18 protein-coding genes, 1 tRNA gene and 1 pseudogene are annotated in these 18536 nt (G+C 61.2%); 10 read left to right on the forward strand and 10 right to left on the reverse strand.

Going from position 1 to position 18536, the window contains the following annotated elements; all coding sequences use genetic code 11:
• The first annotated feature begins 52 nt into the window (after nucleotides 1–52).
• Nucleotides 53–129 (forward strand) — tRNA-Met (locus K5E37_RS18505).
• 84 nt (nucleotides 130–213) lie between these two features.
• Here the strand turns inward: K5E37_RS18505 and K5E37_RS18510 are convergent.
• The gene (locus K5E37_RS18510) at nucleotides 214–1314 is read right to left on the reverse strand and encodes a M14 family metallopeptidase (protein ID WP_085607007.1); all 1101 of its coding nucleotides are present in this window, start codon (nucleotides 1312–1314) and stop codon (nucleotides 214–216) included.
• A gap of 154 nt (nucleotides 1315–1468) precedes the next feature.
• Between K5E37_RS18510 and ggt the strand changes: the two genes are divergently transcribed.
• From ggt to K5E37_RS18525, 3 genes are all read left to right on the forward strand, one after another.
• Nucleotides 1469–3301: a gamma-glutamyltransferase gene (gene ggt / locus K5E37_RS18515; RefSeq protein ID WP_085607009.1), complete on the forward strand. Its 1833-nt coding sequence runs from the start codon at nucleotides 1469–1471 to the stop codon at nucleotides 3299–3301.
• A 260-nt stretch (nucleotides 3302–3561) separates the two neighbouring features.
• The gene (locus K5E37_RS18520; RefSeq protein WP_064378527.1) at nucleotides 3562–3864 is read left to right on the forward strand and encodes a type II toxin-antitoxin system HigB family toxin; all 303 of its coding nucleotides are present in this window, start codon (nucleotides 3562–3564) and stop codon (nucleotides 3862–3864) included.
• Between the two features lie 3 nt (nucleotides 3865–3867).
• Nucleotides 3868–4239, forward strand: coding sequence for a type II toxin-antitoxin system HigA family antitoxin (locus tag K5E37_RS18525; RefSeq protein WP_074692315.1), 372 nt, complete (start codon nucleotides 3868–3870; stop codon nucleotides 4237–4239).
• Nucleotides 4240–4373: 134 nt separating this feature from the next.
• Here the strand turns inward: K5E37_RS18525 and K5E37_RS18530 are convergent, their stop codons facing one another.
• The 6 genes and pseudogenes from K5E37_RS18530 to K5E37_RS18550 all read right to left on the reverse strand — a co-directional run bounded on the left by K5E37_RS18530 (nucleotide 4374) and on the right by K5E37_RS18550 (nucleotide 8691).
• Entirely contained in the window at nucleotides 4374–4595 is a 222-nt protein-coding gene (locus K5E37_RS18530; RefSeq protein WP_085609286.1) for a helix-turn-helix transcriptional regulator, read from the reverse strand.
• A gap of 7 nt (nucleotides 4596–4602) precedes the next feature.
• Nucleotides 4603–5163, reverse strand: a complete 561-nt coding sequence (locus K5E37_RS18535) for a DUF2975 domain-containing protein (protein ID WP_221534785.1) — start codon at nucleotides 5161–5163, stop codon at nucleotides 4603–4605.
• Nucleotides 5164–5255: 92 nt separating this feature from the next.
• Nucleotides 5256–5855, reverse strand: a complete 600-nt coding sequence (locus K5E37_RS18540) for a flavin reductase family protein (RefSeq protein WP_221534786.1) — start codon at nucleotides 5853–5855, stop codon at nucleotides 5256–5258.
• Between the two features lie 87 nt (nucleotides 5856–5942).
• Nucleotides 5943–6374, reverse strand: coding sequence for a methyl-accepting chemotaxis protein (locus tag K5E37_RS29735; RefSeq protein ID WP_409348067.1), 432 nt, complete (start codon nucleotides 6372–6374; stop codon nucleotides 5943–5945).
• A 156-nt stretch (nucleotides 6375–6530) separates the two neighbouring features.
• Nucleotides 6531–7259: pseudogene (locus tag K5E37_RS29740) on the reverse strand (PAS domain-containing protein); the annotation flags it as partial.
• A gap of 118 nt (nucleotides 7260–7377) precedes the next feature.
• Nucleotides 7378–8691: an MFS transporter gene (locus K5E37_RS18550; RefSeq protein ID WP_127799914.1), complete on the reverse strand. Its 1314-nt coding sequence runs from the start codon at nucleotides 8689–8691 to the stop codon at nucleotides 7378–7380.
• Nucleotides 8692–8890: 199 nt separating this feature from the next.
• On the opposite strand from K5E37_RS18550, the gene K5E37_RS18555 reads away from it, so the two are divergent.
• The 5 genes from K5E37_RS18555 (at nucleotide 8891) to K5E37_RS18575 (ending at nucleotide 15899) form a co-directional block, all read left to right on the forward strand.
• Nucleotides 8891–10309 carry a short-chain fatty acid transporter gene (locus tag K5E37_RS18555; protein WP_007951749.1) on the forward strand — a complete coding sequence of 473 codons (1419 nt, stop codon included), beginning with the start codon at nucleotides 8891–8893 and terminating at the stop codon, nucleotides 10307–10309.
• Between the two features lie 211 nt (nucleotides 10310–10520).
• On the forward strand, nucleotides 10521–12218 hold the full coding sequence (locus tag K5E37_RS18560) for a molecular chaperone HscC (RefSeq protein ID WP_221534788.1): 1698 nt from the start codon (nucleotides 10521–10523) through the stop codon (nucleotides 12216–12218).
• An 11-nt stretch (nucleotides 12219–12229) separates the two neighbouring features.
• Nucleotides 12230–13957 (forward strand): J domain-containing protein, encoded by a 1728-nt coding sequence (locus K5E37_RS18565; RefSeq protein ID WP_221534789.1) that lies wholly within the window; start codon nucleotides 12230–12232, stop codon nucleotides 13955–13957.
• A 61-nt stretch (nucleotides 13958–14018) separates the two neighbouring features.
• On the forward strand, nucleotides 14019–15191 hold the full coding sequence (locus tag K5E37_RS18570) for a hypothetical protein (protein ID WP_085609278.1): 1173 nt from the start codon (nucleotides 14019–14021) through the stop codon (nucleotides 15189–15191).
• A 180-nt stretch (nucleotides 15192–15371) separates the two neighbouring features.
• Complete coding sequence (locus tag K5E37_RS18575) at nucleotides 15372–15899, forward strand: lysine methyltransferase (RefSeq protein ID WP_085609277.1); 528 nt, start codon at nucleotides 15372–15374, stop codon at nucleotides 15897–15899.
• An 8-nt stretch (nucleotides 15900–15907) separates the two neighbouring features.
• Here the strand turns inward: K5E37_RS18575 and can are convergent, their stop codons facing one another.
• Nucleotides 15908–16552 carry a carbonate dehydratase gene (gene can, locus K5E37_RS18580; protein WP_007951756.1) on the reverse strand — a complete coding sequence of 215 codons (645 nt, stop codon included), beginning with the start codon at nucleotides 16550–16552 and terminating at the stop codon, nucleotides 15908–15910.
• Nucleotides 16553–16693: 141 nt separating this feature from the next.
• On the opposite strand from can, the gene K5E37_RS18585 reads away from it, so the two are divergent.
• Nucleotides 16694–17098 (forward strand): serine kinase/phosphatase, encoded by a 405-nt coding sequence (locus K5E37_RS18585; RefSeq protein WP_221534790.1) that lies wholly within the window; start codon nucleotides 16694–16696, stop codon nucleotides 17096–17098.
• Nucleotides 17099–17113: 15 nt separating this feature from the next.
• Here the strand turns inward: K5E37_RS18585 and rimI are convergent, their stop codons facing one another.
• Both rimI and K5E37_RS18595 read right to left on the reverse strand, forming a co-directional pair.
• Complete coding sequence (gene rimI / locus K5E37_RS18590; RefSeq protein WP_007951758.1) at nucleotides 17114–17566, reverse strand: ribosomal protein S18-alanine N-acetyltransferase; 453 nt, start codon at nucleotides 17564–17566, stop codon at nucleotides 17114–17116.
• Nucleotides 17559–18305 (reverse strand): energy transducer TonB, encoded by a 747-nt coding sequence (locus K5E37_RS18595; protein ID WP_221534792.1) that lies wholly within the window; start codon nucleotides 18303–18305, stop codon nucleotides 17559–17561. The genes rimI and K5E37_RS18595 overlap by 8 nt, the downstream gene beginning before the upstream one ends.
• Nucleotides 18306–18536 lie beyond the last annotated feature (231 nt).

Raw genomic sequence — 18536 nt, forward strand, 5'->3', positions numbered from 1 at the left:
TTGAATTTACGCTTGACGCTTTTCCATTTCAGGGGAATAATGCGCGCCACTTGGCTACATAGCTCAGTTGGTTAGAGCATAGCATTCATAATGCTGGGGTCCGGGGTTCAAGTCCCTGTGTAGCCACCAAGTACTAAAAACGGCTTACCGAAAGGTAGGCCGTTTTTTTATGCCTCGAGAAAAGTGCCGGCCATCGTCAGCCGGCATTTTCTTTTATCCGGCCAGTGCCGCCAGCCCTTTCGTCCAGATCTGCCGCGTGCGCAAACCGACCATCGCTCGCCAGTCCGGATCGGCGGGATAGAACTGCTCCAGCAGATTCAATTTGATCTCGCGCCCCGTCGCATCCAGCGGATCGCCATGCAGATGCAGCCAGTGATCGTCGCGCAGGTAACGATGCACGTCCGGCCCCGGATAAGTCCCGCACTCGATCACGAACGGCATCAGTTGCACATTCGGCAGCGCATTGAGCAGTGCCTGCGAGGTGTAGCCGGTGGCGGTTGCCGCAACGCCGGTTTCACTCAGGGTTTCGGCTCCAGTGTGCAGCGTGTAGAGCCACGGGCCGTAAATCGACTGCGCCTTGGCCAGCGCTGGATACGGCGCCTGGGTAATCGTCAGCAGCATCGGATGCCCGTACTCGCCTGCGCCGGTGTGCAGGTCGAAACACATCACGGTTTCAGCACCGGCCAGATGATTCTCGATGATTGAGTGCAGCGTGCGATTCGACCAACTCGGCGCGAGTCCGCCAAAGAACAATCCGTCGGGATGACTGTGCTGACCGCCCTCGACAATCGACATGACAGCCGGCCAGCCGTGCTCGGCAATTTGCGCATCCAGCAAGGCATCAGCCTTTTGCCGCTCGGGGCCATTCAAATCGGTGCAGGCGTAAATTTCATGCAGCGCTGCGTAAGCGCGGTTGTCCGGAAGCGGTCGGTTGAAATCCAGGTGATTGCGGTTGAGGTCGATATTGTCTTCGTTGACCCGCCGCAGCCACGTCGTGCCCCACGGGTTGATCAGGTGAACCATCACGACCGCGACATCCTTCGGCAGCGAGTCCGGCGTGAAATGCTCGAACCAGTCGATCTGGCACTCCGATCCGTAATAACCCTCAACCCCGTGGGTGCCGCTGAGCGCCACCAGGCGCCGTTTGGCCGCTGGATCCCCCAGCACCGCGACATCGGTACTCAAAGACTCGCCAAACGGCCCATTGAGCGGATGCGCGTACGAAGAGAGCGTTGCACCCGCAACCTTTGCGGCGGCTAGAAAGCGCTCGCGTTGTTCGCGATAGCTGGGCTGGGTCGGAAACTCGTTGTGCATGGCGGCCTCTTGTTGATTGTTCTGGCTTCACGTTTGCCCATGACCCTACAGAAAATCCGCCAAGGCATGAAGGACAAAGATACCTCCGGTTTGCGTCGTACACGGTCGGCCGATACAGTCCGTCAGACTTTTATCCCACGGACGGAGAGCCCGCGTGTTTCCAGCCCTGCCCCTGAACCGTTTTCGCCTGCCCGCCCTGACGCTGATCGTCAGCGCCATCGCCCTCACGGCCTGCAACGCACCGCCCTCCTCGACCCTGCCGCTGGCACCGGAAGCCGCCTCCGGTTACCGCACCGGCCTGCAAGCCAGCCACGCCGAAAAACACATGGCCGCCGCTGCCAATCCGCTGGCCGCCGAGGCCGGTCGCGAGATGTTGCGTCAGGGTGGTTCCGCCATCGATGCCGCCATCGCGATGCAAGCCGTGTTGACCCTGGTCGAACCGCAATCCTCCGGGATCGGTGGTGGCGCGATGATCGTGCTGTGGGACGGCAAACAAGTGCGCACCTACGACGGTCGCGAAACCGCACCGGCCGGTGCGACCGAGAAGCTGTTCCTGCAGGCCGATGGAAAACCGATGCCGTTCCCGCAGGCGCAGATCGGTGGACGCTCCGTCGGCACCCCGGGGGTAATGCGTGCATTAGAGCTGGCGCACAAAAAGCACGGCCGCTTGCCGTGGGCGACATTGTTCGAACCGGCGATCAAACTGGCCGAGCAGGGTTTTGCGATCTCCCCGCGCCTGCATTCGCTGCTGGAATCCGACCCGGTGATTCGCCGCTCGCCGGACATGGCCAAGTACTTTCTGAACAGCGATGGCAGCGTCAAAGCCGTCGGCACTCGCTTGCAGAATCCGGCGCTGGCCGCCGTGCTCAAACGCATCGCCAACGAAGGTGCGGACGCACTGTACAAAGGCCCGATCGCCGAAGAGATCGTGGCCAAGGTTCAGGGCCACGCCAACCCCGGCAGCCTGTCGCTGAACGACCTTCAGCACTATCAGGCCAAGGAGCGCGCGCCCCTGTGCACCGACTACAAACGCTGGCAGGTTTGCGGGATGCCGCCGCCATCATCGGGCGGAATTGCAGTGGCGCAGATTCTCGGCACCTTGCAGGCGCTGGAAACCCGCGATCCGCGCCTGTCCCTGACGCCGCTCAAACCTGTGAAGACCGATAAACCCGCCGGCATCGAACCTGCGCCGCAAGCCGTGCACCTGATCGCCGAAGCCGAGCGCCTGGCCTACGCCGACCGCGCGCAATACGTAGCCGATACCGACTTTGTGCCGGTGCCGGCCAAGGGCCTGGTCGATCCGGGTTACCTGGCCAGCCGCGCCAGCCTGATCGGCGAACGCAGCATGGGCACAGCCAAACCCGGCACACCGCCGGGCGTGCAGGTCGCCTACGCGCCGGATCGCTCGCCGCTGCGCATTTCCACCTCGCAAGTGGTGGCCGTGGATGACTTCGGTGGCGCCGTCTCGATGACCACCACCATCGAAGCAGCGTTCGGCTCGCACCTGATGGTTCAGGGTTTCCTGCTCAACAACCAGATGACCGACTTCTCGTTCATCCCCGAAGAGAACGGACAGAAAGTCGCCAACCGCGTAGAGCCCGGCAAACGCCCGCGCTCATCGATGGCGCCGACCTTGATCTTCGACCGCAACAGCGGCGAGTTCGTCGCCACCGTCGGTTCTCCCGGCGGCTCGCAGATCATCGAATACGTGGCCAAAACCACCGTCGGCCTGCTCGACTGGAACCTCGACCCGCAAAGCGCGATCAGCCTGCCCAACTTCGGCAGCCGCAACGGCCCGACGGAACTGGAACAGGGCCAGTTCAGCCCGACGCTGATCCAGGCACTCAAGGACAAGGGCCACACCGTCAACGAAATCGACATGACCAGCGGCACCCAGGCAATCGTGCGAGTCAAGGATGCTCAGGGGAAGACAACGCTGGCAGGTGGGGCGGATCCTCGGCGTGAAGGGGTAGCGTTGGGGGATTGAATCAACACTGCCAACTGAAAAAGGCTTACCGAGAGGTAAGCCTTTTTTGTAGGTCCATGAATCCAATTCGGCTAAATCACGCTGCCTTTTCCTACACCGGAAAAATGCTGTCCGGGATAGAGTTTTCCTCCACTGAATTCACTCCCCCCTTTCCCTCCACTGCCGACAGCATCGGTAAAAGTCATCAATTGACACCAACCATTTGTCCAGTATCCACCGACAGACTTGCAGCAGTCCCACAGCGGGACTAGGATCACGCCATGAGAATCATCGCCATCAGTCAGCTAAAAGTCTTTTGGGAACGATATCCGGAAGCAGAGCAGCCATTGCTGGCATGGATAGACGAAGCAAGAAAGGCAAGCTGGAAAACACCTGTGGATATCAAGTCACAGTTTGCTTGCGCCAGCATTCTGAAAAGCCGAAGAGTTGTATTCAATATCAAAGGCAATTCCTATCGCCTGATTGTCGCCGTGGCGTACCGCTTTGGCGCGGTGTACATAAAATTTGTCGGCACTCACAAACAGTACGACGCAATCGACGCTGATACCGTCGAAATGGAGTAACCCATGAACATACGTCCGATTCATACCGAAGAAGACTACCGTGCGGCGCTCAAAGACGTGTCCGCTCTTTTCGAGAATGAGCCAGAGCCCGGCACGCCTGAAGGTGATTACTTCGACATCATGATCACCCTTATCGAGGCCTATGAGGCCAGACACTTCCCACTCGACCTGCCCAACCCGATTGACGCCATAAGGTTTCGGATGGAGCAGTCCGGGCTGTCAGCCGCCGATCTCGCTCCAGCAATTGGCCGGACAAACCGCGTTTATGAAGTTCTGAATGGCAAACGCGCGCTGACGCTTCCCATGATCTGGAAGCTTCACGAATTGTTCGGTATCCCGGCAGAGAGTCTGATCAAACCCATGAAATCGGTCTGATAAAAAACAATCGTGCAGGCACCTCAACATGTATTGCCTACCCTGAATTCCGCACCCACCCAATGAAGAAGGCTTACCGAGAGGTAAGCCTTTTTTGTAGGTCCATGAATCCAATTCGCCAGCAACCGACCCCCTCAGGCGTCACCCTCCTCCTCCGCCACCCGAACCAGCAGATCCCCGGGCTGACAGTTGAGGTACTCGCAGATGGCATCCAGGGTCGCCAGTCGCAGCCCTTTGACCTTGCCCTGTTTGAGCAGCGACAGGTTGGCCTCGGTGATGCCGATGGCGGCTGCAAGGTCTTTGGATTTGACCTTGCGCAGCGCGAGCATCACATCCAGTTGAATCACGATAGGCATGAGGACCTCAAATAAACGTACGGTTTTCCCGATCGACTTCACTGGCCTGCGCCAGAATCCGCGCGATGATCGAAATGCACGCGGCCAGAAACAACGCGACGAATGAGGCAGCCGTGATGCTCAGGGTCAACAGCCGCTCACCGACCGGCGCATTCTGGGTGACCCACAGGCTGAGCATCGGCTCACAGAGGAAATCCAGCAGCACCCAGATCGCCACGGCTCGCCCGACCTTGCCCAGATGCTCCGCCGTTTCCCGGGCGAAATACTCACCTCGCGCGTAACTCTGAAACAGCCGGCGCAAATGGTTCAGGCCCGACGCCAGCGCCAGCAGGGGAATGCTCGACAGCAAGATCCCGCCCAGCTTCTGCCACCACGGAAACAGCGTGGCGGTGTCGGCCATTTGTGACAGCTGGCGCTCGGTCAGCGCAAACCCCAATCCCCAGCCTTCCTTTTCCGCCAACGGTGGGTAAACCCATATGACAGCATTGAGCAGCAGCATCACGACGATCAGGATCAACGTTATCGTCGCCATGCGCCGACTGAATTGCACGAGCCCGTGGGTGGTCATGGGAAAGCCTCACAAGAATGAATGTGAGCGCCACCCTAACGATTAAAATTATCGAATAACAATAATTAATTGCTGCAAAACATTAATAACTGTCAGGCATCCAGACTTTTACCGACCACCGGATCACCGATCTTCAGAAAGTTGCCACCGGCCACATGATGCAGTGTGCGCAGCTCATCGTGCCCTTCAAAATGCCAGCGTCCATCGCTGAACACCCGCGAATCAGCCTGCGCCGCGATCACCTCGGCGAGAAACAGATCGTATTGCTCGTGATTGCGCGGCTCCGGCAGCAACCGGCATTCGAGCCAGGCCACGCAACCGTCCAGCATCGGTGCCTCGACCTGCTCGCCAGCGAAGCTCTGCAAGCCGAACGCCTGAAACTTGTCCTGACCTTGATCGCGATTGATTTCCAGGCCCGACGTCGAGCCGACGGTCTGCACGATGTCTGCCTGACTCACACAAGGAACGTTGAGAACAAAAGTGCCCGAGGCCTCGAGCAGTTGCCGGGTCCAGGTGGATTTGTCGAGGACCACCGCGACTTTCGGCGGTTCGAAATCCAGCGGCATGGCCCACGCAGCGGCCATGATGTTGCGCTGCCCGTCATGGGCGGCGCTGACCAGCACGGTCGGCCCGTGATTGAGCAGGCGGTAGGCTTTGTTCAGGGGAACCGGGCGACGGAAGGACTCGCTCATGGGATCTGCTCCGGGAAAAAGAGCCGATTGTAGCGGGATAAAAACAACGAAGGGATGGCCGTCGACCCTCCCTTCGCCTGGCAGGCATCAGCTGGATAACTGGTTGGCGAACTGGCCGACTACATCCACCACTTTCTGCGCGCCGTCCTGGATCTCGACGATCACCGTACCGGCCTCCGCCGCCAGCGCCAGACCTTGCTCGGCCTGTTGCTTGCCGTCGGTCATCAGGGCCACGGCGTTGCGCGCCATGTCCTGGTTCTGGCGCACCACACCGACGATTTCTTCGGTCGCCTGGCTGGTGCGCGAGGCCAGTTGCCGCACTTCGTCGGCCACCACCGCAAAGCCTCGGCCCTGCTCACCCGCGCGAGCGGCTTCGATGGCGGCGTTGAGCGCCAGCAGGTTGGTTTGTTCGGCAATGCCGCTGATGGTCTTGACGATGGTGCCGATCACCTGGGATTGCTCGTTCAGCGCCTCGATGCCTTCGCCGGCGGTCTGCATGTGCTTCGACAGATCGCGCATCACGTTGACCGCTTCGGTCACCACACGAGTGCCGCGCTGGGCGGTGCTGTCGGTTTGCAGGGACGTGCTGTAGGCGATGTTGGCGGCGTCGGCGACGGCCTGTTCCTGATTGACCTGATCGGTGATCACCGTGGCGAACTTCACCACTTTGTAGAGCTTTTCGTTGGCGTCGAGCACCGGGTTATAGGACGCCTCCAGCCAGACGGTCCGACCATGGCTGTCGACCCGCTTGAAACGGCCGGCGACGAATTCGCCGTTGTTCAGGCGACGCCAGAAGTTCTGGTACTCGGCGCTGTTGTACTCCTCCGGCTCGCAGAACTGGCGGTGATGTTTGCCCTTGATCTGCGCCAGGCTGTAACCCATGCCCTGCAGGAACCGGTCGTTGGCACTCAATACGTTGCCGCTGAGGTCGAACTCGATCACGGCAGTCGAACGCACCAGCGCGCCGATCAGGTTTTCGTGTTCGCGGGAGGCCTCGATGGTGCGGGTCAGGTCGCTGGAGAAAATCGAGAAATGCTTGATCCGGCCATCCGATGAACGAATCGGCTGCACGATCGAACGCAACCACGCCTCTTCGCCGTTACCGCGGGAAAGGCGCACTGCGCCAGCGAAATGCTCGCCACGGGTCAGAGCGGCCTTGAAGCGGTGATGAAACTCGTCGGACTTCACATGGGCCGGCACGATGTCTTCGATGGCGCGGCCGATCAGGTCGTGGTTCTTGTAGAGCATTTCGCTGAGGAAATTCTGGTTGACCGACTGAATCCGTCCGTCGGGCTCAAGGGTGAGCACCAGCATCTCGCTTTCCAGGCTCTCCTTCACTTGCAGAAGGCTGGAGAGTTCTTCACGAAGAGCCGCCAGCTCTTGCTTCAGGCGTTTGTTGAACATGGGAAAGCACCGATGGACTGGATGGAGAGCGGGTATGCAGCCTAACCATCGGCCTTGGAAATCTTTTCTGAAGAGCGCTTGAGGCGTGTCCTACAAAAAATAGTTACGCCTCGACAATTCAGGCGGTGCCGGCCACCGGACACTGTTCTGCGCGCGGCATGCGCGAGCCGAAATACGCCGCGCTGACGACGCCCACCGCTCCCATCACCGCGCAGAACATCACGCAGATCCACGGACTCCACGGCATCAGACCGATCAGCAGCAACGGTGTGACACTCGCCCAGGCGGCGTAGGCAATGTTGTAGGTGAAGGAGATCCCGGAAACGCGGATCCGCGCCGGGAACAGGCTGACCATCACCGACGGCACCGCACCGACCACGCCACAGCACAACCCGGCGATGGCGTAGGCCAGACCGACCCAATCCCCGCCGCTGATCAGGCAGGTATAAAGCAGACCGATGCCCAGCGGCAGCAGCAGGCTGTAGAGCATGACCGTACGCCAGGCGCCGATGCGATCGACCAGTCGGCCGGCGATCACGCAGCCGATGTTCAGGAAAACAATGCCCAGCGCGCTCAACGCGAAGGTGTGGCCGGCAGTCATGCCGAAGGTTTTTTGCATCATGGTCGGGGTGATAACCACGAACACCACCACCGCCGAGGTCAGCACGCAGGTCAGAAGCATCGCCGGCAACATGGCCAGCCGATGATCGCGCAGCACAGTGCGCAGCGGCAGCTCGACCCGCGCCTCGCGCTGCGCTTCCATGGCCATGAACACCGGGGTTTCGCTCAGCCAGCGGCGCAGCCAGACACCGATCACGCCGAACACACCGCCGAGCAGGAACGGATAACGCCACGCGTAATCGAGCACTTCGGCCGGGGTGAACACTTGCGCCAGAAAAGTCGCGGTCAACGCGCCGATCAGATAACCGAAGGTCAGCCCGGCCTGCAGAAAGCCCAGGGCATAACCGCGATGCCCGGCCGGCGCGTGCTCGGCCACGAATACCCAGGCGCTCGGCACTTCACCGCCCACCGCCGCGCCTTGCAGGATGCGCAGCGCCAGCAGCAGCAACGGTGCGAAATAGCCGATCTGTGCGTAGGTCGGCATGATCCCGATCAGCAGACACGGCAGCGCCATCATCAGGATGCTCAGGCTGAAAACCTTCTTGCGCCCCAGCCGGTCGGCGAAATGCGCCATCAGGATTCCGCCCAGCGGGCGCGCCAGATAGCCGGTGACGAAGATCCCGAAGCTTTGCAGCAGGCGCAGCCACTCGGGCATTTCCGGCGGGAAGAACAGCTGGCTGAGGGTCAGGGCGAAGAACACGAAAATGATGAAATCGTAGATCTCCAGCGCCCCGCCCAGGGCCGCAAGGCCGAGGGTCTTGTAGTCGGAACGGCTGAACGGCGCCGGTCGGGCAGTGGAATGGGCAGTCATGGCAAAGAACTCTGGCAGGCAAAAAACCAAGGCGCCCATGGTCTACGCAAACGGGCCGCCGGACAACCCGTTAGACCATAGTCTGATTCGGCAAAACACGGTCACAAAAATCCGCCGGTTGATTTACTGTTGGCACCTGTCCAGAGGGGCCGGCCAAGCCCCGAAGACCACAATAAACATAAAAATCCGAGGTACTCCCGTGGCCGTTGATATCGAAGATAGCCGCTCTGCGCGCTTTGCCTTGCGCTGTTCAAGTTTCGCCGAACGCTGGTTTCCCGACTCTTGGGTATTCGCCGCGCTGGCGGTGATCATCGTCGCGCTGGCGACCCTGGCCATGGGCGCCAAACCCACCGACGCCGCCATGGCCTTCGGTGACGGATTCTGGAGCCTGATCCCGTTCACCATGCAGATGGCGTTCGTGGTGATCGGTGGTTATGTCGTGGCCAGTTCGCCGCCCGCCGTAAAGCTGATCGACCGCTTGGCGCGAATCCCGAAGAACGGTCGTTCTGCCGTGGCGTGGGTCGCGCTGATCTCGATGGTCGCGTCCTTGCTCAACTGGGGCCTGTCGCTGGTGTTCGGCGGTCTGTTGGTGCGCGCCCTCGCCCGCCGCACCGATCTGAAAATGGACTATCGCGCCGCCGGTGCCGCCGCCTACCTTGGCCTCGGCGCCGTGTGGGCACTGGGCCTGTCGTCGTCCGCCGCGCAGTTGCAGGCCAACCCGGCCAGCCTGCCGCCGTCGATTCTGTCGATCACCGGGGTGATTCCGTTCACCCAGACGATTTTCCTCTGGCAGTCGGGGGTGATGCTGCTGGCGCTGATCGTGATTTCGATCATCATCGCCTACGCCACCGCGCCCGGCCCGAACTCGGCGCGTGACGCCAAGGCCTGCGGCATCGACCCGGCCTTCAACCTGCCACCGCTGCAACCGCGCACCCGTCCAGGCGAATGGCTGGAACACAGCCCGCTGCTGATCATCCTGCTGGTGCTGCTGGCGGCCGGATGGCTGTTCCACGAGTTCTCGACCAAACCGGCGATCACCGCGATTTCCGGGCTCAACACCTACAACTTCCTGTTCATCATGCTCGGCGCGTTGCTGCACTGGCGCCCGCGCAGTTTCCTCGATGCGGTGTCGCGCGCCGTGCCGACCACCACCGGAGTGCTGATCCAGTTCCCGCTGTACGGCTCGATCGCCGCGCTGATGACCACGGTCAAGGGCACCGATGCCCAGACCCTGGCCCATCACATCTCGACGTTCTTCGTCAGCATCGCCTCCCACGACACCTATGCGCTGCTGATGGGTGTGTACTCGGCGATTCTCGGCTTCTTCATTCCGTCCGGCGGCGGCAAGTGGATCATCGAAGCGCCGTACGTGATGCAAGTGGCCAATGACCTCAACTACCACCTCGGTTGGGCGGTGCAGATCTACAACGCCGCCGAAGCCCTGCCGAACCTGATCAACCCGTTCTACATGCTGCCGCTGCTGGGCGTGCTAGGGCTGAAGGCGCGGGATCTGATCGGTTTCTCGTTCGTGCAATTGCTGGTGCACACGCCGCTGGTGCTGGTACTGCTGTGGGCGCTGGGTACGACGCTCTCGTATCTGCCGCCCGTCATGCCTTAAACGATGACGACAGGGCGCCGGCTCCGGCGCCCTGTCTTTCCCTTCGACCCCTTCGACAAAAAGCGACCCGAACGATCCTTCCTGCGGTTGCCTGTCTTAAATAATGGCTCAGAGCCATCATCTTTCTTTACCGCGCCACTGCCTCGGTAATATTCTTGCGCGCCCAATATCTGTTTCATTTTTTGTCTGAGCGCAAAGGGAGTTCGTTGCAATGATCGTCGGGATTGACCTGGGAACCACCAACAGCCTTGTTGCCGTATGGCGCGGCGATGCCACTGAGTTGGTGCCTAACGCCCTGGGGCAGTTCCTGACACCCAGCGTGGTGGGTCTGGACGATCAGGGCCGGATTCTGGTCGGGCAAGCTGCCCGCGAACGCCTGCACACGCATCCGCGTCTGACCGCGTCGCTGTTCAAGCGCCATATGGGCAGTGCGACGGAGGTCTACCTCGGGGATAAAAAATTCCGTCCTGAAGAGCTTTCGGCGCTGGTACTCAAGAGCCTGAAAGAAGACGTCGAGCGCACTTACGGCCAGACCGTCACGGAAGCCGTGATCAGCGTTCCGGCCTATTTCAGCGACGCCCAGCGCAAGGCCACGCGCATCGCCGGTGAACTGGCGGGCCTCAAAGTCGAAAAGCTGATCAACGAACCCACCGCCGCCGCACTCGCCTACGGTCTGCAACAACGGGACAAGGAAACGTCGTTCCTGGTGTTCGACCTGGGCGGCGGTACGTTCGACGTGTCGATTCTCGAACTCTTCGAAGGCGTCATGGAAGTGCGCGCCAGCGCCGGTGACAACTTCCTCGGCGGCGAGGATTTCGACAACGTGCTGCTCGAGCACTTTATCGATCAGCATCGCAACGTGTCGGACTTCCCCGAGCGCTCCACCATCCTCCAGCCGCTGCGCCGCGAAGCCGAGCGTGTGCGCCGTGCACTGGGCCAGGACGCCAGCGCCGAATTCAGATTGCAGGTCGGCGAAAAGCAATGGACCCAGACCATCACCCAGGCGCAAATGGCGACGTTATACATGCCGCTGCTCGAACGCCTGCGCGCGCCGATCGAACGGGCCCTGCGTGACGCACGCATCCGCGTCAGCGACCTCGATGAAATCCTGCTGGTCGGCGGCACCACCCGCATGCCGCTGGTGCGCAAACTGGCTGCCGGGCTGTTCGGCCGCTTCCCGTCGATCAGCCTCGATCCGGATCAGGTCGTGGCACAAGGCGCCGCGATTCAGGCGGCGCTCAAGGCCCGTTCGGCCGCGCTGGAAGAAGTGGTGCTCACCGATGTCTGCTCCTACACCCTGGGGATCGAGACCTCCACCCAGGTCGGTCGCCAGTATGAAAGCGGCCACTACCTGCCGATCATCGAACGCAACAGCATCGTCCCGGTCAGCCGGGTCAAAACCGTGCAGACCCTTCACGACAACCAGGAACAGGTGGTCGTGAAAATCTTTCAGGGCGAAAGCCGCCTGGTCAAAGACAACGTGGCGCTCGGCCAACTGGACATCAAGGTACCCAAGCGCAAGGCCGGCGAAGTCGAGCTGGATGTGCGCTTCACCTATGACAACAACGGTTTGCTGGAAGCCCAGGTCAGCATTCCCCTGACCGGTCAGCAACATTCGCTGGTCATCGAAAACAACCCCGGCGTGCTGACGCCCGAGGAAATCCAGCAACGTCTGCAAGCCCTGGCGCAATTGAAGATCCATCCGCGCGAGCAACAGGTGAACACCCTGCTCAGTGCGCGTCTGGAACGTCTGTATCAGGAAAGCCTGGGCGACCTGCGCGATCAGATCGGCTACTGGGCCAAGCAATTCCAGCAGGCGCTGGATTCCCAGGACGAGCGGCAGATCCGTGAAACCCGTACCGAACTGAGCAAGCAGTTGAGCGCACTCGACCGTAACCCCTGGCAGTAAGGAAGCACGACATGGAATGCTGGTCTGTCCTGCAACTGCCCGAAGACGCCGGGCTACGTGATATCAAGCGCAGTTACGCGCGCCTGCTGAAAGTCTTCCGGCCCGATGAAGATGCCGCAGGCTTCCAGCGCCTGCGCGAGGCTTATGAGCGGGCACTGTCGATTGCCCAGTGGCGCCTTGAAAACGAGGAGAGCGAGGAGCACGGCGACGTCATTCTGGCTCCGGGGATCGCTGCGTTGGCGGTACAAGAGCAGTCCATGGCTCAGCCGCTGCAGAAGACCGGGACCGATGCGTGGGATTACCCTGCGGCGCTATTTGAACCGGTGACGCCGGCCGCGCCCGAAGCACCTCTCGAATCGCCGATCTTGCGGGTACAGCCCCTGAATCCGGAGCCTCTTAACCTGGAGCCCGAGCAGCCGACTGCCGACCCGGCCGTTGAAGCCGCATCGCAATTGCTGAACGGCCTCTCGGACTCAAATCTGGAGCAGCGCTGGGATCAAGCGTGCCAGCAGGATTGTGCGCAAGCGTTCCAGACACTGTTGCTGACGTTGTGCTTCGATCATCCCGCGCTGCGCCTTTCGATTGCCCGTTGGGCGGTGCAGCATCTGGGTTGGCTGGGCCCATGGCAGGAGATCGTCATCGGCGACGGCCAGCGCAGCATTCTCGCCAACGAGCTGCTGACGGATTACCGGCAATCGCTGGAAACGCTACTCGCATCGCAAAACGAGCGCGAATTTCTCGCGCTGCTCAAGTCTTACACGGCCCAACCCTGGCTCCAGGTGTTCGACCGTCGGGAACACTGGCAGCAGATCATCCTGCAACTGCTGCAGGACACAGAGTGGAGCGTGGCGCTGTTCGACCGTATCTCCCAATTATTTGGCTGGGACGACACCAAGGGCATTCATCCGCAACCGGACTGGCTCTGGCAGGCGCTGATCGAGCGCTGCAACCAGGAAAGCCTCTACGACAACCTGTGTGCCCGGGCCGAAGATCAGCGCAACGGGTCGCCCGACGCGCTTGCCGCGCGGATGCTGATCAGCCCGATGAAGCCGCGGCAACAGAAAGACATGACCGACCGGTTCATTCCGGCTGACTGGCAGGCTTGCCAGCAGCTGTCGGAAACCCTCAAGTGGCGCTTCCCCGACCTGCTCGCCCGCCTGCCCTACGCCGATGTTTTCTACTGGCGACGGTTTCTGCCGCGCTACATCGCCGCCGAAACCTGGTTGCGCTCATGGGCCGCGATTGCGTTGGCGCTGTGGCTGTTCTATCTGCCTGCCGAGCACAAAACCACGGCGATGAGCATCGTCATTCCCCTGGCCTTCGCCTGCGTTCCTGTCTGGTTTTTCCGGATCGGCTTGAGTTACTGGTTTCTGATCAGCGCCCATTTGATCGTTCAGGACCTGTGGTTGACTGAAAGGATCATTCCGCGCCGATGGAACCCTGATACCCGCTGGCTCGTGCTGCGCCATGGCGTACCGCAAGCCGTCATGATCCTGCTGTTCTCGGTCATGCTCGGTGGCCTGGGGGCCTTCACCTATATCGGGGTGATCCTGATCGGGCTCTGGCACAAGCGGCGCATCGGTAAGCTCGACCCGGAGTTCAGCGACAAGCACCCGTGGCTGACCGCACTGCACTGGGCGCATTTCAGCCCGTTGCAGCTGCTGTTTCTGGTGGTCATGACCGGCGTGACTCTCGCCAGTCAGCTTGGTTATTCGCTGAAACACCTGTTCCCCGGCTAGGCTAGACGCGGGCCGGATTGCCCTCCACCAAGGTTTTACCCTCGCTGAAAAGGATCTGAGCATGTTGAAAATCGCAGGCCTCACCCTCGCGGCGCTCACGTTGAGCGCCGCGGCCCACGCCGATGTCGACCTGAAACTGGGCAGCACCGAACGCGTCACCCGCCTCTTCGCCTACCCCAACAATTGCAGCGTGATCTGCTTTCGCAACTGGACGCTGGAGCAGACCGTCGCCCATTACCTGAGCCAGAGCGTGCAGCGCGACGGCTACACCAACGCCAAGGTGCTGGTGAAAAACGACAACGATCAGCTTTACGCCGAAATCAGCGGCGTACCGACGGGCTACGACAAGCCGCTGACCGCGCTGCTGGACGCCGGCGACCTGGCCTACAACGGCGCCAGCAACCTCAATGCCGACGGCAAATGGGCCTATAGCTGGTACCTGTTCCTGCCACTGGGCATGGCCCTGGAAAACCGCAAAAGTGTCGAGCTGCTGCACTTCCCGCCGGATTACTCGCTGACCCAGGCCCAGGATTACCTGCGCTCGAACACCACCGACCGCTGGGCCGCGCTGCTGACCGACAATGGCATCCCCGCCGACCAGACGCCGGCCTACCAGACCATCATCGACATCGCCCCGATTGCCGCGCCCGCCAGCGCCGGCAAGGATCTGGAAGGCGTGTACGACTACTTCAAGGATTACCAGACCACCATGGTCAAGCAGGTCAGCCAGAACGCCAGCGGCGCCGTGCTGCCGATGGTTGCCTTTGGTGCGCCGGTGCGTAACTGGATCAAGCAGCAATACGGCGCGACCGTGAATGTACTGGGCCTGGCGACCATCAGCCCGAGCGCGGGGGTGAACGTGCCGGTGCTGGGATCCAACCACCCGAGCTACATCTGGTACGCCGCCGACCCGAGCAACTACACCGGCGACGATGCCCAGGCCAAGGCCGATGCCGCGGGTCTGAAGGTAATGGGACAAGACCTGAGCGCGGCCTGCTGGCAGGCCGGGATGGGCAGCAAACCGGGCACCGATCCGAAGACACTGCTCAACAGCTGCACCCAGACCTGGCAAGTGACGCAGAAAGCCAAGACCTGCGAGCTGTTCTACACCACGATCCGCAACGAGACCGTGGCACAGGCGGACAAGACCTGCTCGACGACACCGGTCAAATCCCAGCTGCAACAGCTGAAAAGCCCATTGCCGGACATGGCTGCGCCCGCTGCCCACCTCTGATCAATCGGACATTCTTCCCGTGTCAGCCTTGGCTGACCCGGGAAAACGTCTATTTCGCCTGTCAGATCTGACAGTAGACCGTTAGTGTGATTTGCGGGATCTTGGATCCAATGATCGTGTTGCAGAACTGGCAGGACGTCAGTCGATGGAAATTGCGACAACGAGCCAACAGGGACCGTTATGAACACTTACGCACTACCGGGTAAACCGGCACGCGATACCGAGGGCATTTATCCTTTTGCCGGACTCCCCGTCCGCCTGGGATTTCCGTCAAAGCAGGACTTCGAGATTGTTCACGATTCCGAGGGCGTAGCCACCGCTGTCGTAGCGTGCCGGGCATTCCTGCGTATCACCCGAATGTGCCGGATTTCAGGCCAGTTGTTGCCCTATCGATGCCGGCAGACCCGGCAACTGCTGGCAGGTATCCACCTCTACGATCCGCGTTTTTGCGGTGCGTTCGAGCATTGCTGCGACCCGAACACCTTTCTCGACATGAGCGAGTTATGGGTGTGGGCCCTGCGCGATATTCTGGAGGGTGAAAGGCTGACTATCGATTACACCGCCACCGAAGACAAACTGCTGCGGCAGTTCGCCTGCGGTTGCGGATCCTCGCGCTGCCGAGGGTGGATCACCGGTTACGATGAATCACCCAATCTCGAAGGCCAGCGCTATCTATTGAGCTGGCGGCGACGGCAAGGTTTACGCTGAACGACCGATCAGGGCGCGCCGACCGGACGCAAGCGGTACTGCGGCGGCAACTGCTCGAAACCGCTGATCGTGGTGTTCAGGCTCTTCCAGCGACCATCCTTGATGCCGTAGATGCAGCCGTGGATCGACAGGCTTTGCCCGCGATGCCAGGCGTTCTGGATGATGCTGGTGTGGGCGACATTGGCGACTTGCTGGATCACGTTGAGCTCGCACAGACGGTCGACCTGCTCTTCCTCGGTCGGCAGCTTGGCCAGTTCTTCGCGTTTTTCGTAATACAGGTCGCGGATCGAACGCAGCCAGCCGTCGATCAGGCCGAACTGACGATCCTGCATGGACGCGCGTACACCGCCGCAACCGTAGTGCCCGGTCACCAGGATATGTTTGACCTTGAGCACGTCCACCGCGTACTGGATCACCGACAGGCAGTTGAGGTCGGTGTGCAGCACCACGTTGGCGACGTTGCGGTGAACAAACAGATCGCCCGGCAGCATGCCGACGATTTCATTGGCCGGCACCCGTGCGTCGGAGCAGCCGATCCACAGATATTCAGGCGTCTGCTGGCGGGCCAGCTTGGCGAAGAAATCCGGGTCTTCCTTGGTGATCGCGTCAGCCCAACGCTCGTTGTTATCAATCAGGTCTTGTAAGTCGTGCATGCTGTAAGGCCTCAAGAAAGATGCGCTGGTATGACTGTCGACCGCCCGTCGGGGTCACGCTGGGATCGTGGGTGATTTGCTTTGAATTTCTCGTGTGCCCGGTGAGTCCATCCAGTAAGGCCCACAGTATGAGGAATTGCCATGACTGATTCACGACGTCCGTACGATGCGGTGCAACCGGAGCCCATCGATGATAACGAAGACCGCATGGGTTCGGTGCATGAGCTGGATTTCGACGACGAACAGCCCAGTGCGAAGATCGGCGATGAACTGCCCGAGCGCGAGCGCGAACAGTTGATGCCCCGTGACCGCGTGCGCGAAGCCGGTTTCACCGGAGCCTCGACCGCCGATCACGAGCCCACCGACGATGACCTGAGTCCGGAAACCCTGATCCGTGAGGACGGTGCCCGGGATGCCCACGAACTCGGAGAAGGCAATCAGGCCGACTGGGATCTGAGCGTGGTCGACGAGGACGATATCGGCGGCGGCAACGGGCTGGATGAAGCGGAACTGGCGCGCCGCGATCCGCTGGATCGCAAGCGCTGAGGACACCTGCCGCGATCAGTCGACGAGCGTGCAGGCCATGACCACGGCATCTTCACGCCCGCCGACCGCCGGGTAGTAATCCCGGCGCCGGCCGATCTCGTTGAAGCCATAGCGCTCGTACAGGCGAAAAGCCGACGTGTTGCTGTCGCGCACTTCCAGGAAACATTCCCGGGCATCGGCGGCGTAGGCGCGGGACATCAGGTATTCGAGCAGGGTCAGCCCCAGCCCGCGGCCCTGGTTTTCCGGCTTGACCGTGATGTTGAGCAGGTGCGCCTCATCGAGAATGATCTGCACCACCCCGTGGCCCACTTGCTGCTCACCTTCGAACATCAGCCAGATCTGGTACTTGCCCAGGCCGTCGAGAAAAATCCCGCGGGTCCACGGATGGCTGTACGCGGCGAATTCAATCTTCAGCACAGCGTCCAGATCCGCCTCGGTCATCGGGCGAAACGATACAGCGTCACTCATTCGATTCTTTCCAGCGCGCCATCAGCCGACGCATGGCTTGCCACACGGCGGCCTTGCGCTGTGGCTCTTCCATCAACAATTCCAGCCCCGGCACGGCCCACGCCAGGCCAAGACCCTCGATTTGCAATTCACGGTTGAACGCTTCGGCATCCGCCTCACCGGCAAAGCGCACCGCCGGCAGGCCGATCAGCCACAGGCAGGCGCACGGCGCCGCCTCCATCTGCACCGAGAGGAAACCCTGGACGAAATCCCGGGCCGCTTCCGGGCCCTGATCCATCGTGCCGCGATTCAGCCATGGCCAGCGCACCGGCTCACCGACAATCTGCGGCGCGTCCGGGAGGCCGGCGGCACGCAGCATGTCCTTGAGCAACAGATAAGCAGGATCGCGGGACTGGAAGGCTTCGCCTGTGGGTAACTCCACCAGCAGCAGGCAACGGCCGGCGCGCAGCAATTGCAGGGCAAAACGCGGTGGCGGCACCGGCGCCGGCTTGGCCACCACAGGGGTTTCGTCGACTTCTTCGACCGGTTTGGCGCCCGTGCGGGTGCTGGCCAGCGAAGGTCGCGGAACCTCGATCTTCGGCCGTTCGACCGGACGCGCGGCCGGCTGCTCCGGCGCTTCGGCCGGAGATGCCGGGATCACCGGGGCGGCAATCTCGGGCTCGGGCATGTCCAGCAGCTCGGGCCGCGACGGCGCGGCAAAGGGCAGTTCGGTGCGCGGCAGCCAGTTGACCACCTGCATGGCGTTCAAATAGGCGCGGCGGCGGGACTCGATTAGCAAGGGTCGGCCACTTGTGGATAACTGAAGTGCGCTGATTCTACCGCCCTTCGCTCAAGATCGCGCGCTGTTGATCGATAGTCTTGACCGATACCTTGACGCAAAGAAAAGCGACAGCCCGTCCCGAGAGTGAATCGCATCCTTCGTGATGCAGTACAATCGCGGCTTTTAATCGCCAACCAGCCGGCCATTCCG

The sequence above is a fragment of the Pseudomonas sp. RIT778 genome (assembly GCF_019718735.1).
Classification (GTDB): Bacteria; Pseudomonadota; Gammaproteobacteria; order Pseudomonadales; family Pseudomonadaceae; genus Aquipseudomonas; species Aquipseudomonas aphyarum.